Origin of the sequence: Mycobacterium colombiense (assembly GCF_001665835.1) — a bacterium.
GTDB lineage: Bacteria > Actinomycetota > Actinomycetes > Mycobacteriales > Mycobacteriaceae > Mycobacterium > Mycobacterium colombiense_A.
In genome coordinates, this window is the sequence record NZ_LZSX01000058.1 from 1 (window position 1) to 25,152 (window position 25,152).

At 69.9% G+C, this 25,152-nt stretch carries 21 protein-coding genes and 1 pseudogene; 11 read left to right on the forward strand and 11 right to left on the reverse strand.

Annotated elements, in window-relative coordinates; all coding sequences use genetic code 11:
• Window positions 1–108: 108 nt before the first annotated feature.
• Window positions 109–2,163 carry an ATP-binding cassette domain-containing protein gene (locus A5760_RS11640; RefSeq protein WP_231122616.1) on the forward strand — a complete coding sequence of 685 codons (2,055 nt, stop codon included), beginning with the start codon at window positions 109–111 and terminating at the stop codon, window positions 2,161–2,163.
• A gap of 35 nt (window positions 2,164–2,198) precedes the next feature.
• On the forward strand, window positions 2,199–4,775 hold the full coding sequence (locus A5760_RS11645; RefSeq protein WP_064880809.1) for an ATP-binding cassette domain-containing protein: 2,577 nt from the start codon (window positions 2,199–2,201) through the stop codon (window positions 4,773–4,775).
• A 19-nt stretch (window positions 4,776–4,794) separates the two neighbouring features.
• Here A5760_RS11645 and A5760_RS11650 read toward each other — a convergent pair whose 3' ends face one another.
• From A5760_RS11650 to A5760_RS11675, 6 genes are all read right to left on the reverse strand, one after another.
• Entirely contained in the window at window positions 4,795–5,358 is a 564-nt protein-coding gene (locus A5760_RS11650; RefSeq protein ID WP_064880811.1) for a pentapeptide repeat-containing protein, read from the reverse strand.
• Entirely contained in the window at window positions 5,355–5,942 is a 588-nt protein-coding gene (locus A5760_RS11655) for a GTP-binding protein (RefSeq protein WP_064880814.1), read from the reverse strand. Before A5760_RS11655 ends, A5760_RS11650 begins: the two co-directional genes overlap by 4 nt.
• Window positions 5,923–6,297 carry a DUF742 domain-containing protein gene (locus A5760_RS11660; RefSeq protein ID WP_064880816.1) on the reverse strand — a complete coding sequence of 125 codons (375 nt, stop codon included), beginning with the start codon at window positions 6,295–6,297 and terminating at the stop codon, window positions 5,923–5,925. Before A5760_RS11660 ends, A5760_RS11655 begins: the two co-directional genes overlap by 20 nt.
• A 6-nt stretch (window positions 6,298–6,303) precedes the next feature.
• Window positions 6,304–6,711, reverse strand: a complete 408-nt coding sequence (locus A5760_RS11665; protein WP_064880818.1) for a serine protease inhibitor — start codon at window positions 6,709–6,711, stop codon at window positions 6,304–6,306.
• A complete protein-coding gene (locus tag A5760_RS11670) occupies window positions 6,711–9,500 on the reverse strand; it encodes an ATP-binding protein (protein WP_064880821.1) in 2,790 nt (929 codons plus the stop codon). Before A5760_RS11670 ends, A5760_RS11665 begins: the two co-directional genes overlap by 1 nt.
• 249 nt (window positions 9,501–9,749) lie before the next feature.
• Window positions 9,750–10,355, reverse strand: a complete 606-nt coding sequence (locus tag A5760_RS11675; protein ID WP_064880822.1) for a class I SAM-dependent methyltransferase — start codon at window positions 10,353–10,355, stop codon at window positions 9,750–9,752.
• A gap of 18 nt (window positions 10,356–10,373) precedes the next feature.
• Here A5760_RS11675 and A5760_RS11680 point away from each other — a divergent pair, with 18 nt between their 5' ends.
• Complete coding sequence (locus tag A5760_RS11680; protein ID WP_064880824.1) at window positions 10,374–10,838, forward strand: tRNA (cytidine(34)-2'-O)-methyltransferase; 465 nt, start codon at window positions 10,374–10,376, stop codon at window positions 10,836–10,838.
• Between the two features lie 39 nt (window positions 10,839–10,877).
• Window positions 10,878–11,204 (forward strand): YciI family protein, encoded by a 327-nt coding sequence (locus A5760_RS11685; protein WP_064880826.1) that lies wholly within the window; start codon window positions 10,878–10,880, stop codon window positions 11,202–11,204.
• Window position 11,205: 1 nt separating this feature from the next.
• Here A5760_RS11685 and A5760_RS11690 read toward each other — a convergent pair whose 3' ends face one another.
• Together A5760_RS11690 and A5760_RS11695 are read right to left on the reverse strand one after the other, a co-directional pair.
• Entirely contained in the window at window positions 11,206–11,850 is a 645-nt protein-coding gene (locus A5760_RS11690) for a nitroreductase family protein (RefSeq protein ID WP_064880828.1), read from the reverse strand.
• 55 nt (window positions 11,851–11,905) lie between these two features.
• On the reverse strand, window positions 11,906–15,187 hold the full coding sequence (locus A5760_RS11695; RefSeq protein WP_064880830.1) for an error-prone DNA polymerase: 3,282 nt from the start codon (window positions 15,185–15,187) through the stop codon (window positions 11,906–11,908).
• A 169-nt stretch (window positions 15,188–15,356) separates the two neighbouring features.
• Between A5760_RS11695 and A5760_RS11700 the strand changes: the two genes are divergently transcribed.
• Both A5760_RS11700 and otsB read left to right on the forward strand, forming a co-directional pair.
• Window positions 15,357–16,685 (forward strand): wax ester/triacylglycerol synthase domain-containing protein, encoded by a 1,329-nt coding sequence (locus A5760_RS11700; protein WP_064880832.1) that lies wholly within the window; start codon window positions 15,357–15,359, stop codon window positions 16,683–16,685.
• A 40-nt stretch (window positions 16,686–16,725) separates the two neighbouring features.
• On the forward strand, window positions 16,726–17,871 hold the full coding sequence (otsB, locus tag A5760_RS11705) for a trehalose-phosphatase (RefSeq protein WP_064880834.1): 1,146 nt from the start codon (window positions 16,726–16,728) through the stop codon (window positions 17,869–17,871).
• 22 nt (window positions 17,872–17,893) lie between these two features.
• Here otsB and A5760_RS11710 read toward each other — a convergent pair whose 3' ends face one another.
• Window positions 17,894–18,760 (reverse strand): MaoC family dehydratase, encoded by an 867-nt coding sequence (locus A5760_RS11710; RefSeq protein WP_064880836.1) that lies wholly within the window; start codon window positions 18,758–18,760, stop codon window positions 17,894–17,896.
• Between the two features lie 156 nt (window positions 18,761–18,916).
• On the opposite strand from A5760_RS11710, the gene A5760_RS11715 reads away from it, so the two are divergent.
• Window positions 18,917–19,633 carry a histidine phosphatase family protein gene (locus A5760_RS11715; RefSeq protein WP_064880838.1) on the forward strand — a complete coding sequence of 239 codons (717 nt, stop codon included), beginning with the start codon at window positions 18,917–18,919 and terminating at the stop codon, window positions 19,631–19,633.
• Here the strand turns inward: A5760_RS11715 and A5760_RS27785 are convergent.
• A pseudogene (locus A5760_RS27785) lies at window positions 19,623–19,739 on the reverse strand (gamma-glutamyl-gamma-aminobutyrate hydrolase family protein); the annotation flags it as partial. The gene A5760_RS11715 and the pseudogene A5760_RS27785 overlap by 11 nt on opposite strands.
• A 62-nt stretch (window positions 19,740–19,801) precedes the next feature.
• Here A5760_RS27785 and A5760_RS11720 point away from each other — a divergent pair.
• Complete coding sequence (locus A5760_RS11720; protein WP_064880840.1) at window positions 19,802–21,808, forward strand: SDR family oxidoreductase; 2,007 nt, start codon at window positions 19,802–19,804, stop codon at window positions 21,806–21,808.
• Here A5760_RS11720 and cmaA1 read toward each other — a convergent pair whose 3' ends face one another.
• Window positions 21,809–22,696, reverse strand: coding sequence for a cyclopropane mycolic acid synthase CmaA1 (gene cmaA1, locus A5760_RS11725; protein ID WP_064880842.1), 888 nt, complete (start codon window positions 22,694–22,696; stop codon window positions 21,809–21,811).
• Window positions 22,697–22,735: 39 nt separating this feature from the next.
• Here cmaA1 and A5760_RS11730 point away from each other — a divergent pair, with 39 nt between their 5' ends.
• The 3 genes from A5760_RS11730 to A5760_RS11740 all read left to right on the forward strand — a co-directional run.
• Window positions 22,736–23,770, forward strand: coding sequence for a nucleoside hydrolase (locus A5760_RS11730; protein WP_064880844.1), 1,035 nt, complete (start codon window positions 22,736–22,738; stop codon window positions 23,768–23,770).
• The gene (locus A5760_RS11735; protein ID WP_064880846.1) at window positions 23,767–24,219 is read left to right on the forward strand and encodes a hypothetical protein; all 453 of its coding nucleotides are present in this window, start codon (window positions 23,767–23,769) and stop codon (window positions 24,217–24,219) included. Before A5760_RS11730 ends, A5760_RS11735 begins: the two co-directional genes overlap by 4 nt.
• 174 nt (window positions 24,220–24,393) lie before the next feature.
• Window positions 24,394–25,152 (forward strand): beta-ketoacyl synthase N-terminal-like domain-containing protein (locus A5760_RS11740; RefSeq protein ID WP_269199179.1); only part of this gene is annotated, 759 nt, incomplete at its 3' end.

The following is a 25,152-nucleotide window of genomic DNA, read 5'->3' on the forward strand; positions in this document are numbered from 1 at the left end:
CCCCCCCCCCCCCCGCCCCCCCCCCCCCCCCCCCCCCCCCCCCCCCCTTTTTTTTTTCAAGCAGAAGACGGCATACGCGATTAGCTGCAGTCTCGTGGGCTCGGAGATGTGTATAAGAGACAGGTCTCGGCCAGCCCGCACACCCAGATGGCCCCCGCCTCCGCCAAGCCGCCCGAGGTGGCAAACCTGGCGACGAAGATGTTCCAGGCGCTGCTGCCGTCGCGGTCCGGCGCGATCCAAAAGCCGGCCGGGTCGCAGACCATCGGCCGCGCCACCGACAACGACATCGTCATCCAGGACGTCCTGGCCTCGCGCCACCACGCCTTCTTGATCCAGACGCCGCTGGGCACCGAGATCCGCGACGCACACAGCGTGAACGGGACGTTCGTCAACGGCGTCCGGGTCGGCTCGGCGGTGCTGACCGAGGGCGACGTGGTCACCATCGGCAACGTCGACCTGGTGTTCACCGGCGACAGCCTGGTCCGCCGCACCGAGGCCGCGACGCGCACCGGCGGGCTGGAGGTCAACTCCGTCTGCTACACCGTCGACCACGGCAAGCAGCTGCTCGACCACATCTCGCTGACCGCCCGTCCCGGGACACTGACCGCCATCATCGGTGGTTCGGGTGCCGGCAAGACCACCCTCTCGCGGCTGATCGTCGGCTACACCAGCCCGACCTCGGGCAATGTGACCTTCGAGGGCCACAACATCCACACCGAGTACGCGTCCATGCGCAGCAGGATCGGGATGGTCCCGCAGGACGACGTGGTGCACCGCCAGCTGACGGTCAACCAGGCCCTGAACTACGCGGCCGAACTGCGCCTGCCAGGCGACACCAGCAAAGAGGAGCGGGCCCGCGTCGTCGCGCAGGTGCTCGAGGAACTCGACATGACCCAGCACGCCGACACGCGGGTCGACAAGCTCTCCGGTGGCCAGCGCAAGCGCGCCTCGGTCGCCCTCGAGCTGCTCACCCAGCCGTCGCTGCTGCTGCTCGACGAGCCGACGTCGGGTCTGGACCCGGCGCTGGACCGTCAGGTCATGCTGATGCTGCGCCAGCTTGCCGACGCGGGACGCGTGGTGCTGGTGGTGACCCACTCGGTGTCGTACCTGGACGTGTGCGACCAGATCCTGCTGGTCGCACCCGGCGGGAAGACGGCGTTCTGCGGGCCGCCCGACCAGGTCGAGTCCGCCATGGGGACCCGCAACTGGGCCGACATCTTCGCCAAGGTGGGTGCCGACCCGGACGAGGCCAACCGCCGCTTCAAGGAGCGCAACCAGCAGTCGTCGCGGCCACCGACCCCGGAGAGCCCGGCGGACCTGGGCGAACCACCACAGACCGACCTGTTCCGGCAGTTGTCCACGATCGCCCGGCGCCAGGTGCGCCTCGTGGTGTCCGACCGCGGCTACACGATCTTCCTGGCGGTCCTGCCGTTCCTCATCGGCGCGTTGTCATTGACGGTGAAGGGCCCGCACCCGGGCCTCGGCCCGGCCGACCCGATGGGTCCCGCGCCGACGCAGCCGCAGTACATCATGGTGCTGCTGAACATCGGTGCCGTCTTCATGGGCACCGCGCTGACCATCCGCGACCTGATCGGCGAGCGCGCCATCTTCAAGCGAGAACAGGCGGTGGGGCTGTCCACCACCGCCTATCTGCTGGCCAAGATCGCCGTGTTCTGCGTCTTCGCCACCGGCCAGGCGGCCATCGCGACCACGATCGTGCGGCTGGGTAAGGGCGCGCCGACGGCGCATCCCCAGTTCTTCGGCAACTCCACCTTCTCGCTGTTCGTCACCGTCGCGGGCACCTGTGTGGCCTCGGCCATGCTGGGCCTGCTGCTGTCGGCGCTGGCGCAGTCCAACGAGCAGATCATGCCGCTGCTGGTGGTCTCGATCATGTCCCAGCTGGTGTTCTCCAGCGGCATGATCCCGGTGTATCAGCGCTTCGGCCTCGAGCAGATGGCGTGGCTGACGCCCGCCCGCTGGGGCTACGCGGCGGGCGCGTCCTCGATCGACTTCCCGTCGCTGGTGAAGGTCAAGCAGATCCCGACCAACGACCCGATCTGGCAGCACTCGAAGCACATTTTCGTGTTCGACATGTTCATGCTCGCCGCGCTGTCGATCGGCTACACCGGCTTCGTGCGCTGGCATATCCGGCTGAAACGCTAGGCCGGCGCCCCAACCTCGACCCCAACCTGGATGTGATGACTCGACCTGCGCAGCCCGTGCTGACGGCTCGATCTGACCGCTCCGAAGGTAGTTTCGCCGCCGGCCGCGATGTGGTGGTGGGCAGCGACCTGCGCGCCGACCTGCGCGTGGCGCACCCGCTGATCGCCCGCGCTCACGTGCTGCTGCGCTTCGATCAGGGGCGGTGGCAGGCCGTAGACAACAACTCGCTCAACGGGGTCTACCTGGACGGCCAGCGGGTGCCGGTCGTCGACATCCACGACGGCCAGACGATCAACATCGGCAAGCCCGACGGCCCGCGGATCACCTTCGAAGTGGGCCAGCACACGGGCAGCGTCGGCCTGCTGCCGCCGACCACCAACTCGGTCCCGATCATCACCGCGCGGCCCGCCGCGCCGGCGCCGGCGACCGGCCCGCGCCCGGCGACCGCCCCGCCCCGGCCGGGTGCGCCTCCGCCACGGCCGCCCGCGCCGCCGTCGTCGCGCTCCTTCCCCCGGCGGGACGCCCAGCGCCGGGCCGCCGCTCCGATCGTCCCGCCGGACAGCGCGACCCGCGCCGTACCGCGGTCCGGGCCGCCCCCCGCCGCGCTGAACCCGCCCACCCCGGCCGGCCGCGCCCGCGACGCCGTGGAGTTCCCGACCACCTGGGTCGGCGTCCCGGGGTCCGACTCCGAGCTCCGGCCGCAGGCCGGCCGCACCGCCCGGATCGGGCGCGCGCTCAACAACGACATCGTCGTGCCCGACGTGTTGGCCTCACGCCATCACGCCTTCCTGAACCCGACCCCGACCGGCGCCGAGATCCGCGACGCGAACAGCAGCAACGGCACCTTCGTCAACGGTGTCAGGGTCGGGTCCGCGGAGCTGTCCGACGGCGACGTGGTGACGATCGGCAACGTCGACCTGGTGTTCCAAAGCGGCGTGCTGGTCCGCCGCCAGGAGGCGGCGACCCGGGCCGGCGGCCTGGAGGTGCGCGAGGTCAACTTCGGCGTCGACGGCAAGAACCTGCTGGAGCGGATCTCTTTCGTCGCCCGGCCCGGCACGCTGACCGCGCTGATCGGCGGGTCGGGCGCGGGCAAGACCACGCTGTCTCGGCTGATCGCCGGGTACGCCACCCCGTCGTCGGGCTCGGTCACCTTCGAGGGCCACAACATCCACACCGAGTACGCCTCGCTGCGCACCAGGATCGGGATGGTCCCGCAGGACGACGTCGTGCACCGGCAGCTGACGGTCAGCCAGGCGCTCGGCTACGCCGCCGAGCTGCGCCTGCCGCCGGACACCAGCAAGTCCGACCGCGAGCAGGTGGTCGCCCAGGTCCTCGACGAGCTGGGCCTGACCGAGCACGCGAACACCCGCGTCGACAACTTGTCCGGAGGTCAGCGCAAGCGCGCGTCGGTGGCCCTGGAACTGCTGACCGGGCCGTCGCTGCTGATCCTCGACGAGCCGACCTCCGGCCTGGACCCGGCGCTGGATCTGCAGGTCATGACCATGCTGCGGCAGCTCGCCGACGCCGGCCGCGTCGTCCTGGTGGTGACCCACTCGCTGACCTACCTCGACGTCTGCGACCAGGTGCTGCTGATGGCGCCGGGCGGCAAGACGGCGTACCTCGGCGCGCCCGGCCAGATCGGCGCGGCCATGGGCACCACCAACTGGGCGCACATCTTCGCCAAGGTGGGCGCCAATCCGGACGAGGCCAATCGCCGCTTCCTGGCGCAGAACAGACCGCCGCCGCCCACGCTGACCGAGTCACCCGCCGAGCTGGACGTCCCGGCGCGCACCAGCAAGCGCCGCCAGTTCTCGACGATCGCGCGCCGCCAGGTCCGGCTGGTGGTCTCCGACCGCGCCTACTTCCTGTTCCTGGCGGTGCTGCCGTTCGTAATGGGCGCGCTGTCACTGACCGTGCCCGGCAGCGTCGGTTTCGGCTATGCCGATCCGGTGAGCGAGTCGGCCGGTGAGGCCGGGATGATCCTGACTTTGCTCACCATGGCGGCCGCGTTCATGGGGACCGCGCTGACCATCCGCGACCTGATCGGCGAGCGGCCGATCTTCCGGCGGGAACAGGCGGTCGGCCTGTCGAGCACGGCCTACCTGCTGGCCAAAATGGCGGTGTTCTGCACGTTCGCCGTCATCCAGGCGGCGATCGCCACAGCCATCGTGGTGGTGGGCAAGGGGCCGCCGACGCGGCCGGCGGTGCTGCTCGGTAACGCCACCCTCGAACTGTTCGCCGGGGTCGCCGCGACGTGTGTGGCGGCGGCGATGCTGGGCCTGTTGCTCTCGGCCCTGGCGCGCTCCAACGAGCAGATCATGCCGCTGCTGGTGGTGTCGCTGATGATGCAGATGGTGCTCTCCGGCGGCATGGTGCCGGTCACCCATCGGATCTTCCTCGACCAGCTGTCCTGGCTGGTGCCCTCGCGGTGGGGGTACGCGGCGCAGGGGTCGACGGTCGATCTGTGGGCGGTGTCGCCCGGCCCGCAGAGCCCGCGGGACAGCCATTTCGAGCACACGTCGGTGGCCTGGCTGTTCGACATGGGCATGCTCGCGGTGCTCACCGTCGCCTACGCCGCGCTGGTGCGGTGGCGCATCCGGCTCACCCGCTGAGCGATCAGCCGCTGATGGCTCAGCCGTCCAGACCCCCATCCAGCCGCAGCCCGTGAGCGAGGGCGAAGGCGACGGCCTGGTCGACATCGACGCGGGCGCCGGTCAGCGAGGCCGTCGTCCACAGCGCCGGATCCACGCTGCTGCCGCGCAGGTCCGCCTCGTCCAGGCGGGTACCGGCGGTCCGCGCCCCGCGCAGGTCCGCGCCGCGCAGCACGGCCTTGCGCAGATCGGCCTCCACCAGGCTGGTTTCCCGCAGCCGGCAGCCGCTCAGGTCGACGCCGCGCAGGTCGATGCCGCCGAGCACGGCGAGCGTGAAGTCGACCTCGTCGAACGTGACCGGCCGCAGCCGGCACTGCACGAACACCGAGCCGAGCATGCTGCACTGGGAAAACGTGCTGTGCCACAACGATGTCCGCCGGAACGTGCAGTTACGGAAGGCCGATCCGCGGTGCTGCGACTCGGCGAGGTTGGCGCCGCCGAAGTTGCATTCGGTGAACACGACCCGTTCGGTCTGCAGTCGGCTGAGGTCGTCGTCGGTGAAGTCGTGGCCCCCGAATTCCTGGTCGACCCACCGCGTGGTCAATTGGCCGACAGGCTGGCCAGGGCGTATTCGCTGACCGCGATCAGGGCGTCGGTCGCCGACCGCCGATCCCTGGCGTCGATGCTGATCACCGGGATGTGTGGCGGCAGGGTCAGCGCCTCGCGCACCTCGGCGACCGGGTAGCGGGGCGCGCCGTCGAACTCGTTGACCGCGACGAGAAAGGGCAGGTTGCGGTGCTCGAAGAAGTCGACCGCAGCGAAGCTGTCCTGCAGGCGCCTGCAGTCGACCAGCACGACCGCGCCGATGGCGCCGCGCACCAGGTCGTCCCACATGAACCAGAAGCGGCGCTGCCCCGGCGTTCCGAACAGGTAGAGCACCAGGTCCTCGGCGAGGGTGATCCGGCCGAAATCCATTGCGACGGTGGTGGTCCGCTTGTCCGGGGTGGCCTCGAGCGCGTCGACGCCGGTCGAGGCGTCGGTGAGCATCGCCTCGGTGCGCAGCGGCATGATCTCCGACACCGCCCCGACGAAGGTGGTCTTGCCGGCCCCGAATCCACCGGCGATCACGATCTTCGTCGACGCGTGGGTGCCGGAATCGGCCTGCACGTCAGAGTGCGCGTAAGCCACGCAGTGTCCTTCCTATGAGTTCGTGGCGCTCGTCTCTGGTGGAACGCTCGGACAACGTCTTATGCACTCGAACGTAGCCGGACAGCACCAGATCCCCGACCAGGACGCGCGCGACGCCGAGCGGAAGGTCCAGCCGGGCCGAGATTTCGGCGACCGACGGGCTGTCGACGCACAGTTGAATGATTCTGCCCCGCGCGTCGTTGGGTGGCCACCGGTGCGTCAGGCCGGCCTGCAGCGTCTGAATCGGCGCCTCGAGGGGGAGGTCGACGTTGGTGTCGGTGCGTCCGGACGTCAGGGTGTACGGGCGGACCAGGTTCCCCTTACGGTGAGCCGGCCAGTTCTGGGGGGTGTCCATCGCGGCTCACGAGTGCTGCTGCACGGCCGACCGGCGGGTCGACTGCACCACGCCACCCACCCGTTCGACGAGGACGGCCATCTCGTAGCCGATCTGACCGATGTCGCACGACGCCGCGGCCAGCGTCGCCAGGTGCGAGCCATCCCCGACCCGCATCAACAGCAGGTAGCCGTTCTGCATCTCGACCACCGATTGAAGCACCTGGCCGCCCTCGAACAGCTGCGCGGCGCCGGTGGCCAGGCTGGCCAGTCCGGAGGCCACGGCGGCCAGCTGATCGGCGCGTTCGCGCGGGAGATGCTCGCTGGCGGCGATGGGCAGCCCGTCGACGGAGACCAGCAGCGCGTGCGCGACGCCGGGGACCTCGTGGGCGAACCTGGTCACCAGCCAGTCCAGGGAGTTGTCGGGGGAAGTCATTATTCGTCGGATCCTTGATCGGTCTCACGGGCGTGCGAGCGTCCGGTGCGCACGCCACCGAAATGGTTACTGAACGAGGCGCGAACCGCCTCGGGGTCGCGGGCTAAGGGGCCGGTGGCCGCGTGCTGCGGCTCCCGGTGCGACGGGGATCGGCCGTTCAGCCCCTGGTCCGGCTCGTCCGGCTCGTCCTGTAAGGCGCCGTTGGCGCCGCCGGGCACCAGCCGCGCACCCGGCGTGCGCACCGGCAGGCCGTGGTCGGTGGTGTGGGCCTCGACGGGCCTCTCCTCCGCCGCGGCCGCCAGCGTCCAGCCACGGTCCCAGACCGACTGCCAATCCAGGTCGGGGCTGTTGACCAGGTCGTGCGGGTCGCCGAGCATCTCCGACAGCATCCGCCGGTAGATGACGTCGTCGTCGGTCGGACCCGCCGGGGCCTTCGGGACCGACGGGATGGACGCCACCGGCGCCGGCTGGTCTGGCCGGGCCTGCGTGCGGCTGTCGGCCTCCCGGGAGCGGGCGGAGAAGAAGGCCGACGTGTCCGACGCCGCCCGGGCCGGCTCTGGCTTCGGGTCGGGTGCTGCCTCGGGCTCGGGCGCGGGCGGCGCCTTGGGGGCGTTCTCCCACCAGGGCGTCGCCAGCTCGCGGCGCTGGCGGCGGGGCAGTTGTTCGGCGGCCGGGGCGGGGACCGCGGGAACTTCGGTGATGCCGCTGGAACCCGGGTTGCGGCGCGGCAGCAGTGTGACGGACGGGCCGGTGCGTGCCGCCGGCTCGAGCGTGCCGTCGTCCTGCCGGGCGTCCTCGGCGTTCGCGCTGGCGAGCTTGGCGCTCGGCGAGGAGACGGCGCGGATGTGGCGGGGCGCCGCCGACTGGGCGACGGCTCGGCCGGCGAGCACCGTCGGCGGCAGGTAGATCTCGGCGGTGGTACCCGAACCCGACTCGTTGGCCGCGGGGCCGCGCAGCCCCACCCGGATGCCGTGCCGGGCCGCGATCCGGCCGACCACGAAAAGCCCCATGTGCCGGGCGTTGTCGGGGGTGACGTCGCCGCCGGCCTGCAGCCGCATGTTGGCCATCCGCCGGTCGGTGTCGTTCATTCCCAGACCGGAGTCGGCGATCCGCACCACCACTCCCCCGTCGCCGCCGCGTGACGCGGAGATCCGGGCGGTCGTCGTCGGCGGCGAGTAGCGCAGGGCGTTGTCGACCAGCTCGGCGAACAGATGGATGGCGCCGCCCGCGGCCGACCCGATCAGCTCGCACTCCGGCAGTCCGGCGACTTCGACACGGCGGTAGTCCTCGACCTCGGACACGGCGGCATTGATCACCGTTTCCAGCGGCACCGGGTCGCGCTGGTCGCGGGCGAGCTGCGAGCCGGCCAGCACCAGCAGGTTCGCGCTGTTGCGGCGCAGCCGGGCCGCCAGGTGGTCGAGCCGGAACAGGCTGTCCAGGCGTTCGGGGTTCTCCTCGTTGCGCTCCAGCCGGTCGATGAGCGCCAGCTGCTGGTCGACCAGCGAGCGGCTGCGCCGCGACATGGTCTCGAACATGTCGTTGACCAGCAGCCGCAGCCGCGCCTCATCGCCGGCCAGCAGCAGCGCCTGCGTGTGCAGCTCGTCCACAGCGTGGGCGACCTGGCCGATCTCCTCGCTCGTGTACACCGGCAGCGGGCTTGGAATCGGTTCGGCCCCACCGGCTTTCACCGAGGCGATCTCCTCAACGAGATCAGAGTGGGCGACCTTGAGCGCGGCGTCGCGCAGGATCCGCAGCGGCCGCACCAGGGCACGCGCCACCAGCAGCACGACGCCCAACGCGATGACGATCGCGCCCAGCACCAGGGCGGTGTCCAGGATCGCGGCCGAGCGCCGCTCGGCGGCCTGGGCATGCACCGACTTGGTCACCGACGCGGTGGCGTTCTTGATCAGCTGGTCGGCGATGTCGTCGGTCGTCTGGATGGAACGCAGCAGGTCGGCGTTGTCGACCAGCACGCTGGCCGGGTCGGACATGATCGCCATCCGGCTCACCATCTGCTGCTGGAGCGTCTTGGCCTCCGGCGATCCGGCGCCCAGCACCTCGCTCATGCCGAACAGCGTCGACGGTTCGGTGCCCGCCAGGGTGGCCATCGAGGTCCGCAGCTGCGGCTCGGGAAGGTCGGCCCCGCGGGTGACCAGGATCTTCTGCATCGTCATCTGCCCGCGGGCACCGACCGCCCGGCTCAGGCCCTGCGCCTGCGCGCGGATCTTCTCGTCGTCGACACGCACCGAGGCGTTGATGACGTCCTCGGCCGTCAGCAGGATCGGCGCGTAGAGCGTCACCCGCTCCCGCAAACCGAGGCCGGCGTCGGCCGCCTTGTTCACCAGCATCTGGCCGCCGTCGAGCAGGTTGTTCACGCCGGAGCGGACGTCGGCGCTGACGTCGGTGTCGTCCAGCCTGGCCTGCAGTTCGCCCTTGCGCGCCGCGTAGTTCTTCTTGGCCCCCTCGACGTCGCGCCCGGTGGAACTGGCCAGCAGCGCGACGTCCAGCGCCGACATGTACTTGGTGATCACCGGCACCACATCGGCGCGGGTGGCGGCCAGCCGCAGGTTGGCCGAGTTCGCCATGGCGCCGTGGATGCGCAGCACCCCGAAAACCGTCGCCAATACCAGCGGGACCAGCACGATCGCCAGCACTTTCCAGCGCACCGGCCAGTTGCTCAGCGACCAGGTCGGCGGGCGTTTGGCCGGCGCGGCGTCGGCGCCGGGCGTCGGTGCGGGCTCTACGACATCCGCCTCGGCCGGGTTGGTCGGGCGGGTGAACATGGTCATGTCATCGCGGCCGGACGACCGGCCGCTGCGCTGACCCTGAGCGCCGAATGAAACGAATGGCTCATGAAACTTCCTGCTTTATTTCGCCCGCCCCGCGCCAGACAGGCGTGTGCGTGTGGGTGTGGCAATCCGACGAGTATGACAGCCCGCGGCGCATGCCACCAGAATCGTCACTGAGCAGACAGGTCCCTCCAAGGTGGCGCCGCCCCCACCCGGTCACCCCTGGCAAACACCACCGGGCGCGAAAGCCTAGGCGGGCCGAAGGAGCGCAACGAGGAAATCGGAGACGTCGGTGAACGGGCGCATGTCCCAGGTGGACAGCAGCAGATCGGGGGCGAAGCCCGCGTCGACCGCGTCGTTGAGAAATTCGTCGAACTCGTAATCGCGGCCGGCACCGAAGCCGATCGCCGCCCGCCCGTCGTCGGCGACATGGGCCCGCAGCCGGCTCAGCACCTGGATACGGGTGCTCGGGGCCAGAAACGCCATGACGTTGCCGGCGGACACGATGACGTCGAACGGTTCGGCGATACCGCGCGCCGGCAGGTCCAGCTCGGCAAGGTCGCCGACCAGCCAGCGCGGGCCGGGGTAGTCCTGCTCGGCCGCTTCGATCAGCGCCGGGTCGACGTCCACGCCGACCACCCGGTGGCCCACCGCGGCCAGGTATCCGCCCAGCCGCCCGGGCCCGCAGCCGGCGTCGAGAATGTGCGCGCCGCGCGGCGCCATGGCGTCCACGAACCGGGCCTCGCCGGCCAGGTCGTCTCCGGCGCGGGCCATGGCGCGGAAACGCTCGATGTACCACTGCGAATGTCCCGGATCGGCAGCGACCTTCTGCATCCAGTAGCTCTGCTCGACCATGGGACCATTATCGGCGTTGTGTTCAAGCTGATGTTCGTGTCCCCGCGGATCCCACCCAATACCGGCAACGCCATCCGGACGGTGGCGGCGACGGGCTGCGAATTGCATCTTGTCGAGCCGATGGCGTTCGATCTGTCCGAACCCAAGCTGCGCCGGGCCGGGCTGGATTACCACGACCTCGCGTCGGTCACCGTGCACGCCTCGCTGGCAGCCGCCTGGGCGGCGCTGTCACCGCAGCGGGTGTTCGCGTTCACCTCGCACGCGCCCACCTCGTTCGCCGACGTGGACTACCGGGCCGGCGACGTGCTGATGTTCGGCCCCGAACCCACCGGGTTGGACGCCGCGACGCTGGCCGACCCGCACATCACCGCGCAGGTGCGCATCCCGATGCTGGCGGGCCGGCGCTCGCTGAACCTGTCCAACGCCGCGGCGATCGCCGTCTACGAAGCCTGGCGCCAGCACGGCTACGCCGGGGCGACCTAGGCCCGATGAGTACTGGGCCGCGCGCGAGTCAGCCATGACATGGCTACCTTCATCACGATTGGTTACGGAGACGAAGCCGGGTACAACCGGGCGAGCGACGAATGTAAGCGGTCCGCGCATGCGCGCGACGACGAATTGCGCGCGGCCGGCGCACTCATCGGGATCGCCGGAGACCCGGTCACTGTGCGCAACCCGGACGACGCCGGCGTACGCATCGAGCCCGGGTCGTTCCTGAGTTCACAGCTGCCGATCGCGGGGTTCGCGGTGTTCGAGGCCGATGATCTCGATGCGGCGATCGAGCGGGTGAGTCGAACGCCGTGTGCGGTGGCTCACGGGGTGGTCGAGGTGTGGCCGCTGACTGTGTGACTCACCAGCTGTTCCAGTGCGTGAGCTGCTCGGCGGGCAGCCGCTTGGCCGGCCGAAAGTCGGTGCCCTTTGTGTAGGCGATCGGGAACAGCCCGCCCTGGCTGTATTTTTCGTAGGGAATGCCGAGCACCTCGGCGGCCTGCTTTTCGCCGTCGCGCAGCAGGTGCAGCGTCGTCCAGCAGGAGCCCAGGCCCCGCGAGCGCAGCGCCAGGCAGAAACTCCAGACCGCCGGGAACAGCGACGCCCAAAACGACACACCGCCCAGCGGTGTCTTGTCTTCGCGGCCCTCGATGCAAGGGATCATCAGGACCGGCGCCTCGTGCATGTGCTCGGCGAGGTAGGTCGCGGAGTCGCGGACCTTGGGCATGCGCTCGCCGCGGGTGTCCCCCTCGGCGTACTGGGCTCCCGGCGCGCTGAGATAACCGCGGGCGTTCGCCAGGTAGATGTCGCCGATCGCCTTCTTCTTTTCGGCGTCCTCGACGAATACCCATTGCCAGCCTTGCGAATTGGAGCCGGTGGGCGCCTGCAACGCCAGTTCGAGGCATTCCATCAGCACCTCACGGCCGACCGGCCTGTCGAAGTCGAGACGCTTGCGGACCGAACGGGTGGTGGTGAGGACTTCGTCGACGGACAAGTTCAGGGTCATGTGTGGAGGCTACCGACACGGCCGTCCTGGCGGCCGACCACCGTTCGGCACCGAATCACCGGAAGTCGCGGGATTTCGAGCCGACCGTCAGGGTGATGCGGCCGAGCCGCTCGGCGACGACGGTGATCGCGCCGCTGGCGTTTTGCACCTGCCCGCGCACCAGCAGCGCCGGGGCCGAGTTAGCCAGCTTGCGATGCCGCGCCCACACCCCCGGCACGCAGAGCACGTTGACCATCCCGGTTTCGTCCTCGAGATTGATGAACGTCACCCCCTGCGCGGTGCCGGGCCGCTGCCGGTGGGTCACCGCGCCCGCGATCAGCACGCGGTCGCCGTCGGGCACCGAGCCCAGCTTCGCGGCGGGCACCACCCCCATCGCGTCCAGGTCGGCCCGCAGGAACTGCGTCGGGTAACTGTCCGGGGAGACGCCGGTGGCCCACACGTCGGCGGCGGCCAGTTCCAGCTCGCTCATCCCGGGCAGCGCCGGGACGTGCGACGACGACCCCACCCCGGGCAGCCGGCCCGGCCGCTGGGTGGCCGCGGCCCCGGCCGCCCACAACGCCTCGCGCCGGGACATGTCGAAGCAGCCCAGCGCCCCGGCCGTCGCCAGCGCCTCGGTCTGCGGCACCGAAAGCTGCAGCCGGGTCGTCAGGTCCAGCAGAGAAGCGAACGGGCCGTTGGACTTTCGCTCGTCGACGAGTTGTTCGGCCAGGTCGTCACCGATGTGGCGGACCGCGCCCAGTCCGAGGCGGACCTCGGTGCCGGCGTTCTCGAGCGTGGCGTGCGCCAGGCTGGCGTTGACGTCCGGGCCGTGCACCGTCACACCGTGCCGGCGCGCATCGGCCACCAGCGACTGCGGCGAGTAGAACCCCATCGGCTGGGCGCGCAGCAGCGCCGCGCAGAACGCCGCCGGGTGGTGCAGCTTGAACCACGACGAGTAGAACACCAGCGACGCGAAGCTCAGTGCATGGCTTTCCGGGAAGCCGAAATTGGCGAAGGCTTCCAGCTTTTCGTAGGTGCGGTCGATCACCTCGTCGTCGGCGCCGTGCAGCGTGCGCATGCCCTCGTAGAACCGGCCGCGCAGCCGTCTCATGCGCTCGGTCGAGCGCTTGGACCCCATCGCGCGGCGCAGCTGATCGGCCTCGGCGGCCGAAAATCCGGCGCAGTCGACCGCGAGCTGCATCAGCTGCTCCTGAAAGAGTGGCACTCCCAATGTCTTTCGCAGCGCCGGTTCCATCGACGGGTGGTCGTAGAGCACCGGGTCCAGCCCGTTGCGCCGCCGGATGTAGGGATGCACCGACCCGCCCTGGATGGGGCCGGGACGGATCAGCGCGACCTCCACCACCAGGTCGTAGAACACCCGCGGCTTCAGCCGCGGCAGGGTGGCCATCTGCGCGCGCGACTCCACCTGGAACACGCCGACCGAATCGGCACGGGACAGCATCGCGTACACCGCGGGCTCGGAGAGGTCGAGGCGGGCCAGGTCCACCTCGATCCCCTTGTGCTCGGCCACCAGGTCGATGGCGTAGTGCAGCGCCGAGAGCATCCCCAGCCCCAGCAGGTCGAACTTCACCAATCCGATTGCCGCGCAGTCGTCTTTGTCCCATTGCAGGACGCTGCGGTTCTCCATGCGCGCCCACTCCACCGGGCACACGTCGGCGATCGGGCGGTCGCAGATCACCATGCCGCCGGAGTGAATGCCCATGTGCCGCGGCAGGTTCCGGATCTGGTTCGCCAGGTCGACCACCGGTTCGGGGATGCCCTCGACATCGGGCGAGTCCGCCAACCCGTTCCAGTGGCTGATCTGCTTACTCCACGCGTCCTGCTGGCCCTGCGAGAAGCCCAGGGCGCGGGCCATGTCGCGCACCGCGATCTTTCCCCGGTAGGTGATGACGTTGGCGACCTGGGCGGCGTAGTCGCGGCCGTACTTGTCGTAGACGTACTGGATGACCTTTTCCCGCTGATCGGACTCGATGTCCATGTCGATGTCGGGCGGCCCGTCGCGGGCCGGCGACAGAAAACGCTCGAATAGCAGCTCGTTGGCCACCGGGTCGACGGCGGTGACGCCCAGGGCGTAGCAGACCGCGGAGTTGGCGGCCGATCCCCGGCCCTGGCACAGGATGTTGTTGTCCCGGCAGAACCGGGCGATGTCGTGCACCACCAGGAAATAGCCCGGAAACGTCAGGTGGGCAATGACTTTGAGCTCGCGCTCGATCTGGGCATACGCGCGCGGCGCGTGCTCGGCCGACCCGTAGCGGTCGCGCGCCCCGGCCATGGTCAACTGCCGCAGCCAGCTGTCCTCGGTATGCCCGGCGGGCACGTCGAACGGCGGCAGCTGCGGCGCGATGAGCGCCAGCCCGAAGGCGCACTGCTCGCCCAGCTCGGCGGCCGCGGTCACCACGTCGGGCCACTGGCCGAACAGGCGGGCCATCTCCTCACCCGAGCGCAGGTGCGAACCGCCCAGCGGCGCCAGCCACCCGGCGGCCGAATCCAGCGACCGCCGGGCCCGGATGGCGCCCATCGCCATGGCCAGCCGGCGCCGCGACGGCCCCGCGAAATGCGCGCCGGTGGTGGCGACGACGCCGACCCCGAAGCGGGGGGCCAGCGCGGCCAGCACCGCGTTGCGTTCGTCGTCGAGCGGCTGACCGTGATGGGTCAGCTCGATGCTGACCCGCTGCGCTCCGAACCGGTCCACCAGATCGGCCAGCGCCCGCTCCGCCGCCGAGGGGCCGCCCTCGGAAAGCGCTTGGCGGACATGCCCTTTGCGACAGCCAGTCAGGATGTGCCAGTGCCCGCCGGCGGCCTCGGTCAGCGCGTCGACATCGTAGCGGGGCTTGCCCTTCTCGCCGCCGGCCAGATGCGCCGCGGCCAGTTGCCGCGACAACCGCCGGTACCCCTCCGCGCCGCGGGCCAGCACCAGCAGGTGCGGACCGGGCGGATCCGGCTGCTCGGTGCGCGCACCCGGGCCCAGCGACAGCTCGGCGCCGAACACGGTGCGCATGTCGAGCTCGGCCGCCGCCTCGGCGAACCGCACCGCCCCGTACAGGCCGTCGTGGTCGGTGAGCGCCAGGGCGCGCAGGTCCAGCCGGGCCGCCTCCTCGACCAGCTCCTCGGGCGTGCTCGCCCCGTCCAGGAAGCTGAACGCCGAATGCGCATGCAGCTCGGCATAAGCGACCGACGAGCGGGACGCCCGACCCTCATCCGGCGGCTGGTACGTCGCGCGCCTGCGCGACAGGGGGCCCTCCTGTTCCGGGCCCGCCGACCCCCCGGCATGGCGCGGCTTGCTGTCGAGCACCCGCTCCATTTCCGCCCAGCTCGGCGGCCCGTTGAACCAGCCCACGGATCCGAGTATATCGAACTGATGTTCGATTTTACCGCGGCTCAGTACAACTGTTGTTAAACCGATCTTCAACTCTTAAACAAGGTCTTAACGCTGGGGCACTACCGCGGATCGCGAGCTCCACGGATACTGGTACAAGTTCAAAAAGCGGACTACACCGGGGGCCGGCATGGCACAGACACTGGATACGGCATTCCTTCAGGCCCACGATCCAGATCAGCACGCGAGCCTGGCGATCGGTGCGGTCGCCATCGTGGACGGCACCGTACCCGACTATGAACGGCTCAAAAGCCTTCTGGCCGAACGTATCCAGCCGATCACGCGATGCACGCAGCTGCTGCGGGCGCATCCGCTGAACCAGGAGTGGATCGACTGCCCGGACTTCGACCTGGCCCACCACGTGCGCCGGGTGGCCATCCCCCGCCCCGGCGACGAGGCCGAGCTGTCCCGGGCCATCGCCCACGCCCTGGAACGGCCCCTCGACCCGGACCGGCCCCTGTGGGAGTGCTGGGTGATCGAGGGCCTGAAGGGCAACCGGTGGGCGATCCTGATGAAGACCCATCACGGCCTGCTCGACGGAAACTCGGCCGCCCGCCTGATCAGCAGGCTCTGCGACGACGCCGACGCGGATACCTTCACCAACGGCGCTGCGGCCAAACCGGTTTCGCCACCGGCCCCGGGCAAGCCGGGCTGGGTCGACGCGCTGTGGCGGGCTTCGTCGGCCGCCGGCGCCCTGGTCGGCGCGATGTGGCCGACCGTGAGCACCGATGCGGTCACCGCCTCGCGGCGCTACAGCACGGTGCGCGTCCCGATCGCCGACGTCGATAGCGTCTGCCGCAAGTTCGGTGTCAGCGCCAACGACGTCGCGCTCGCCGCCATCACCGAGGGATTCCGCACGGCGTTGCTCGGCCGCGGCGAGGAACCGCGGGCGGACTCGCTGCGCACCCTGGTGCCGATGCCGGTCCGCTCGGCGATGCTCTCGCACCTGCCCGTCGAACACGACGACCCCGTGCGGCGGTTGCAGACGGTGCACACCAGGTGGAAGGCCAAGCTGACCACCCAGCCGCCGGGCATCGTTGAGTCGGCGATCGGCTTCCTGCCAACGGTGTTGCGCAGCAACGTCTTACAGCTGCTCTCCCGCCTTCCGCAGCGCGCCATCGTCACGTTGGCCACCAACGCGCCCGGGCCGCGCCGCCGGCTGCGAATGATGGGCCAGACGCTGGAACGGCTGCTGCCGATCCCCCCAACGGCCGCGGCGCTGCACACCGGCGTCGCGGTGCTGAGCTACGGCGACGAACTGGTCTTCGGCATCACCGCCGAACACGGCGACGCGTTCGACGTCAAGCAGCTGGCCGCCGCCATCGAGCTGGGCATGGCGCGACTGGTGGCCCTCGGCGACACTTCCGTGCTGCTGTTCAACCGCAAGCGTCCCGCGCGCCCGGCGGTGCGCCCCGTGCCGCCGACGCATCCGTCGGCGCCGGGGCACGCGCGTCGCTGACCCGTTCTCCCGGCGGCCGACCACCGTGAGAAGGTTGGTCATGGGCAAGTTGGGGCCGGTCATCATCGATCCGCGCCGCCATGACGCGGTGCTGTTCGACGACGACGGCGCGCTGGGCTCCGCACTCGCCGCCCGACTTCACGACACCGGGGTGGGCACCGCCGTCGTCTCGGCGGACGGCCCGGTGGCGGCGGCCAACCGGCTGCAGGTGCGCCCCGGCCGCTGCGTCGTGGTCGCCGGGGACGCCGCGGGCATCGAGGCCGCACGCGCCGCCGGGTTCGCGCTGGTGATCGCTGTCGGCCCGGCCGGGCATGACGAGACAGGGTACGAGACCGGGGCCGACGCGGTGGTCGCCGACCTGCGCGACGTCACCGTGCGGACCGGCGACCGCCGGATGTCGCAGCTGCCCGATGCGTTGCAGGCCTTGGCAGATGGGCTCGCCGACCGTCGACCGGCCGTGTTCTTCGACTTCGACGGCACCCTCTCGGACATCGTCGACGACCCGGACTCGGCGCAGCCCGTCGCCGGGGCCACCGAGGCGCTGGACAGGCTGGCCGCGCGGTGCCCGGTGGCGGTGCTGTCCGGCCGCGATCTCGCCGACGTGACGAAACGCGTTGGCGTACAAGGTATCTGGTATGCGGGCAGTCACGGTTTCGAGCTGACCGCGCCCGACGGCACCCACCACCAGAACGACGACGCGGCCGCCGCCATCCCGGTGCTCGAGCAGGCGGCCGGCCAGCTGCGCGACCGGCTCGGCGCGATTCCCGGTGTTGTGGTGGAGCACAAACGATTCGGGGTGGCCGTGCACTACCGCAACGCCGAACGCCACCGCGTTGGCGAGGTGCTGGCGGCGGTGCGCGCCGCGGGCCGCCGCGACGAGCTTCGGGTCACCACCGGCCGCGAGGTCATCGAGCTGCGCCCGGACCTGGACTGGGACAAGGGGAAAACGCTGCGCTGGGTGATCGATCACCTGCACCAGGCCGGATCCGGTCCGCTGACGCCGGTCTACCTCGGCGACGACATCACCGACGAGGACGCGTTCGACGCGGTGCGTGCCGACGGCGTGCCGATCCTGGTGCGGCACGGCGACGACGGCGACCGCGCCACCGCAGCGCTGTTCGCGCTGGACAGTCCGGCCAGGGCCGGCGAATTCACCGGCCGGCTGGCGGATCAGCTGGCGTGCTAGCAGCGGGCCGCCGCCAGCAGAACTAGGCGTATTCCACCACGCCGTCGTCGAGCACCACCCGGGCGTCGGCCCCGTCGGGACCCGAAGCCTCGGTGCGGAAGACCGCCTTGCCCGGCTCGGTGCGCCAGATCAGCGTGGTCAGTGTCTCGCCGGGGAACACCGGCGAGGTGAACCGCGAGGCGATCGAAGTGATGTTGGCCGCGACGCCCTGGCCCAGCTCGGACACCAGCGCGCGACCCGACACCCCGTAGGTGCACAGCCCGTGCAGGATCGGCTTGGGGAAGCCGGCCAGCTCCCGGGCGAACCACGGGTCGCTGTGCAGCGGGTTGCGGTCGCCGGAGAGGCGGTAGATCAGCGCCTGGTCCTCGCGGGTGGGCAGCGGGACGCGGGCGTCGGGCTCGCGGTCCGGGAATTCCGGCGCGACGGGCCGCTGGCCCGGCATGCCCCCGAAGCCGCCCTCGCCGCGGATGACCAGGGTGGTGAGCGTCTCGGCGATCAGCCGCCCGGAATCCGGCTCGGTGCCCCGGCCGCGCAACACCAGGATCGCATTCTTGCCCTCGCCCTTGTCCTGGATGTCAGCGACCTCGGACACCACCGAGAGCTTGCCCGCCGGCGGCAGCGGTGCGTGCAGCCGGATGCTCTGCGATCCGTGTAACAGCATGGCCCAGTTGAACTTTCCGACCAGACCGGCCGCGCCGAAGGCCGGGCAGCAGATCACCGCATACGTGGGCAGCACCTGCTGGTCGATGTCGTGGCTGTTCTCGGTGGTGAACGGCAGGTCGTCGATCCCGGCGCCGACACCGAGCGCGTAGAGCAGCGTGTCCCGGTCGGTCCATTCGAACTGCATGGGTTCGGTCACCGCGCCGACGGCACTCGGATCAATCGCCATGGAAGTCTCCTGATCGTTGAGTAGTGATCCTTGGTCCACTCTGGCATCCGGCGAAACGACGGCGTGACCAAGGCCTGCCCTCTCCCCGAGGCCGCGCGGTAACAAACCGTCGCAAACCCTTCCCACCGGAGCCGTCGGCAAGGCAGGCTAATCGACATGCCCAAGCGCAGCATGATCCGGAAAGCCACGATGGCGCTGGCCGCGCTCACCGCAACGATGATCGTCGCCGGCTGCGGCGGCGGCTCACCGCAGGCGCGGTCCATCACGGTGACGTTCATCCGCCACGCCCAGTCCGAGGCCAACGCCAGCGGCACCATCGACACCGAGGTGCCAGGCCCGGGCCTGACGCCGGAGGGCAAGGGGCAGGCCGAGCAGCTCGCGCACCAACTCGGCCGCAAGGACTACGACAGCGTCTACGCCTCCACCATGACCCGGGCCCAGCAAACCGCCGCCCCGCTGGCAGCCGAACTCGGCAAGCAGGTCCAGGTCCTGCCGGGCATCCAGGAGATCAACGCCGGCTGGTTCAACGGCAAACCCGAGTCGATGGCGAAGTCGACGTACATGCTGGCGCCGGCGAACTGGATCAACGGCGACGTGTCCGACAGCATCCCCGGCTCGGTCAGCGGCAAAGAGTTCAACGACCAGTTCACCGCGGCCATCAACAAGATCTACAACAGCGGCCACCGCAACCCGGTGGTGTTCTCGCACCGGAACTCAATCATGGTGTGGACGCTGATGAACGCACAGAACGCCAAGGACAGCCTGATGGACAGCCACCCGATTCCCAACGCGGGTCGCGTGGTGATCAGCGGTAACCCGATGACGGGCTGGACGCTGGTCGACTGGGACGGGATCCGCGACTTCCGCAACTAGTGGCGATCGCAAGCGCGGCATAGCCGGGCGCAGCGGGTCGCCACCATCGGACTAGTGGCGATCGCAAGCGTGGCGTAGCCGGGCGCAGCGGGTCGCCGCCATCCAACTAGTGGCGATCGCGCAAGATCGGCAGTTGACGTGCGCGGCTGCCACCGCCACCATGTCTTCATGCGGTATGTCGTTACCGGCGGTACCGGGTTTATTGGTCGCCGTGTCGTGTCTCGTCTTGTGGAGTCGCGCCCCGAGGCGCAGGTGTGGGTGCTGGTGCGACGGCAGTCGCTGGGCCGCTTCGAGCGGCTCGCGGAACGCTGGGGTGACCGGGTGAAGCCGCTGGTCGGCGCGCTGCCGGAGCTGGAGCTGGGCGACGAGGCCCTCGCCGAGCTGGGCGAGGTCGATCACGTGGTGCACTGCGCGGCGATCTACGACATCACCGCCGGTGAGCCCGAGCAGCGGGCCAGCAACGTCGAGGGCACCCGCGCGGTGATCGGGCTGGCCGAGCGGCTGGGCGCGACGTTGCACCACGTCTCGTCGATCGCCGTGGCCGGCGATTTCGCCGGCGAATACACCGAGGACGATTTCGACGTCGGCCAGCAGCTGCCGACGCCCTATCACCAGACCAAGTTCGAGGCCGAGCTGCTGGTGCGTTCGGCGCCCGCGCTGCGACATCGCATCTACCGCCCGGCTGTGGTGGTGGGCGATTCACGCACCGGCGAGATGGACAAGGTGGACGGCCCGTATTACTTCTTCGGCGTGCTGGCCAAGCTGGCGGTGCTGCCGTCGCTGACCCCGATCCTGCTGCCCGACACCGGCCGCACCAACATCGTCCCGGTCGACTACGTCGTCGACGCCCTGGTCGCGCTGATGCATGCCGGCGGCCGCGACGGGCAGACGTTCCACCTGACCGCGGAGAAGACCATCGGCCTGCGCGGCATCTACCGCGGCGTGGCCAAGGCGGCCGGGCTGCCGCCGCTGCGCGGGTCGCTGCCGCGCTCGGTGGCCGCCCCGGTGCTCAAGGTGCGCGGGCGCGCCAGGGTGCTGCGCAACATGGCGGCCACCCAGCTCGGCATCCCCGCCGAGGTGCTCGACGTCGTCGACCTGGCCCCCACCTTTGTCAGCGAGAAGACGCGAAATGCCTTGCAGGGCACCGGGATCAGCGTTCCGGAGTTCGCCGATTACGCGCCCAAGCTGTGGCGGTACTGGGCGGAGCATCTCGATCCGGATCGCGCGCGCCGCGACGATCCGCAGGGACCGTTGCAGGGCCGCCACGTCATCATCACCGGCGCGTCCAGCGGCATCGGCCGGGCTGCGGCCATCGCGATCGCCGAGCGGGGCGCCACCGTGTTCGCGCTGGCCCGCAACGGTGAGGCGCTCGATGCGCTGATCGACGAGATCCGCGCCAATGGTGGTGTCGCCCATGCCTTTACCTGCGATGTCACCGATTCCGCGTCGGTGGAACACACGGTCAAGGACATCCTGGGCCGCTTCGACCACGTCGACTACCTGGTGAACAACGCCGGCCGGTCGATCCGCCGCTCGGTGGTCAACTCCACCGACCGGCTGCACGATTACGAACGGGTGATGGCGGTCAACTACTTCGGCGCGGTGCGGATGGTGCTGGCGCTGCTACCGCACTGGCGCGAGCGCCGGTTCGGCCACATCGTCAACGTGTCGAGCGCCGGCGTGCAGGCACGCAATCCCAAGTACAGCTCCTACCTGCCGAGCAAGGCCGCGCTGGACGCGTTCTCCGACGTGGTGGGTTCGGAGGTGCTGTCCGACCACATCACCTTCACCAACATCCACATGCCGCTGGTGCGCACCCCGATGATCGTGCCGTCGCACCGGCTCAACCCGGTGCCGGCGATCAGCCCCGAGCGCGCGGCGGCGATGGTGGTGCGTGGGTTGGTGGAAAAGCCGGCCCGCATCGACACCCCGCTGGGCACGCTCGCCGAGGCCGGCAATTACTTCGCCCCGCGCACGTCGCGGCGCGTGCTGCACCAGCTCTATCTCGGCTATCCGGATTCGGCCGCCGCGCGGGGGCAAACCACCGAACCCGCCCCGGCCCCGCGGACCGCCCGCCGCAAGCCCAGCCGGCCGGTGCGCGCCGTCACCCGGGGCATCCGGACACCCCGAGGAGTCAAGCGGCTGGTCCGCCTCGTCCCCGGCGTGCACTGGTAGTCACTTCTGCAACGTGAACTGATTGACGTCGACGTATCCGACCCGGAATGCGTTGGCGCAACCGGTCAGGTATTTCATGTACCGCTCGTAGACTTCCTCGGACTGCACCGCGATGGCCTCGTCCTTGTGGGCTTCCAGCGCGGCGGCCCAGATGTCGAGGGTCTTCGCGTAGTGCGGCTGCAGCGACTGGACCCGGCTCACGGTGAAACCGTTCGCGGTGGCGCGCTCTTCCACCAGCGGTATCGACGGCAGGCGCCCGCCCGGGAAGATCTCGGTGACAATGAATTTGATGAATCGGGCGAAGGTGAACGAAATGGGCATCCCGCGCTCGACCATCTCGTTGGGGTGCAGCCCGGTGATGGTGTGCAGCAGCATGACCCCGTCGGCGGGCAGCAGGCTGTGTGCCAGGGTGAAGAACGCGTCGTAGCGCTCGTGTCCGAAGTGCTCGAAGGCACCGATGCTGACGATCCGGTCGACGGGCTCGTCGAACTTCTCCCAGCCCTCCAGCAGGACCCGGGCCGAACGGGGGCTCCCGGACCGGGCGATCAGCTGCTCGACGTGCTCGGCCTGGTTGCGGCTCAGGGTGAGGCCGACGACGTTGACGTCGTACTTTTCCATGGCCCGCATCATGGTGGCGCCCCAACCGCAACCGACGTCGAGCAACGTCATGCCCGGTTGCAGCCCGAGTTTGCCGAGCGCGAGGTCGATCTTGGCGATCTGCGCCTCTTCCAGCGTCATATCCTCGCGCTCGAAGTAGGCGCAGCTGTAGGTCTGGGTCGGGTCGAGGAATAGCCGGAAGAACTCGTCCGACAGATCGTAGTGGGCCTGCACATCGTCGAAGTGCGGCGTTAGATCAGCCCCCTCGGGGGGCTCCGACGTGGTTGGCATCGTGTCAGCCTAGCCGCCGAATTGAGTATCTTGGAACCGATGAACTCTCCCGTCTTCGTCGACGTCGATACCGGCGTGGATGATGCGCTAGCGCTGATATACCTGTTCGCCAGCTCGGACGCCGAAGTGATCGGCATCGCCTCGACCGGGGGAAACGTTGGGGTGGAGCAGGTTTGCGAAAACAACCTGGGCCTGCTGGCGCTGTGCGGGCGCACCGGCGTACCGGTCTCCAAAGGTTCCGGGGAAACCCTGACCGGACCGATGCGGCTGCCGTCGAAAGTCCACGGCCCCAGGGGATTGGGCTACGCCGACCTGCCACCGGGTTCCCACCGGCTCACCGACTACGACTCGGCCGACGCCTGGGTGCGCGCAGCGCGGGCATGTCCCGGTGAGCTGATCGGCGTGGCGACCGGCCCGCTGACCAACCTGGCGCTGGCGCTGCGCGTCGAGCCCGAGCTGCCCGCGCTGCTGAAACGGCTGGTGATCATGGGCGGGTCCTACGACCACCGGGGCAACACCACCGCGGTGGCGGAGTGGAACATCAGCGTGGACCCGGAGGCGGCGGCCGAGGTGCTGGCGGCGTGGTGTCCGGAAAACGTTGGACGACAGCGGCTCCCGATTCTGTGCGGCCTGGATCTGACCCGCAAGGTGGCGATGACGCCCGATCATCTCGCCCGGCTGGCGGCGGCCGCGGAGTCGACGACGACGCGGCTGAGCGAACACGACGACGCCGGAACCCGGTCGACGGCGTCCAACCCGCTGATTCGGGTGATCGAGGACGCGATGCGGTTCTACCTGGAGGCCTATCACGAACTCGGCCATGGGTATCAGGCACACCTGCACGATCCGTTGGCCGCCGCCGTCGCGCTGGATCCCGAGCTGGTCACGACGCGTCCGGCGACGGTGGACATCGAGCTGACCGGAACCCTGACCCGCGCGATGACGGTAACCGACTGGTCGGACCGTCGAGAACCCAACGCGCTCATCGGGATTGACGTCGATGCGGCGGCATTCTTCGATCGGTTCATCGAACGGGTGGGGCCCTTTGCCCGCCAAATAGGGGGTGACGGATGAAGATTCGTGCGATCGAGCTGATCCGGGCGGGGTGGGGCGTGCTGCTGCTGGCCGCCCCCAACGAGGTGCTCGACCACATCCACGGGGTGCAGGTGGACCGCAAGGCGCTCGTCGTCGCCCGGATCCTGGGCGCACGCCACCTGACCCAGGCGCTGCTGTCGGGGGTCAACCCCGGCCCGGAGGTGCTCGCGGCCGGGGTCTGGGTCGACACCGTGCACTCGGCGACCGCGCTCGGCCTGGCGGTGGTCGACCGGCGTCGCGCTCGCGGTGGGGTGACCGACGCCGTCGTCGCCGCGTCGTGGGCCGGGTTGGGCTGGCGCCACCTGCGCGCCGGAAAGGCCAGGACCGACGGTGTGCGCGGCCGCGACCGGCTGGCCCGCACCGTGGTGGGCGCCCTGCCCGGCGGCCGCGGGCTGATGGCGCGCGCGGCGGCGGTGCGCGCCGGATGACGCCCGGCGAACGTGCGGTATCCACAAAGCGAAAGGCGGGCGTCCAACGCTTTTGACGTTGGGGACCTTTTGACGTTGGGGACAATGACACATTGTGTTTTCATGATGTGGTTGGGGAGTGTGGCTCGACGTCACGCGTTGGTAGCCCTGACCATATGAAAGGTTTCGCGAGTCATGACCGAGTTGGTTACCGGGAAAACGTTGCCGAATGTGGTCGTCACTGGCGTCGCCATGACGACCGCGCTGGCAACTGATGCCGAAACCACCTGGAAGCTGTTGCTGGACAAGCAAAGTGGTATCCGCAAACTCGAGGATTCGTTCGTCGAGGAGTTTGACCTGCCGGTTCGCATCGGCGGGCACCTGCTGGAGGACTTCGACGGCGGACTGACACGCGCCGAACTCCACCGGATGGGCTACCTGCAGCGGATGTCCGCCGTGTTGAGCCGGCGGGTCTGGGAGAACGCCGGCTCCCCCGAGGTCGACAGCAACCGCCTGATGGTGTCCATCGGCACCGGCCTGGGGTCCGCCGAGCAGATCGTGTTCAGTTATGACGATCTGCGTGCCCGCGGCATCACCGGGGTCTCGCCGCTGGCCGTGTCCAAGTACATGCCCGACGGCGCGGCCGTCGCGGTGGCCCTGGAGCGGCGCGCCAAGGCCGGCGTGATCACGCCCGTGTCGGCGTGCGCGTCGGGTTCCGAGGGTGTGGCTCAGGCCTGGCGCAACATCGTGTTCGGCGAGGCCGACATCGCCATCTGCGGTGGCGTCGAGGTCAGGATCGAGGCGGTCGCGATCGCGGCGTTCGCCCAGATGCGCATCGTGATGTCGACCAAGAACGACGACCCGGTGGGCGCGTGCCGCCCGTTCGACCGCGACCGCACCGGCTTCGTGTTCGGCGAGGCCGGCGCGTTGCTGGTCATCGAGACCGAGGAACAC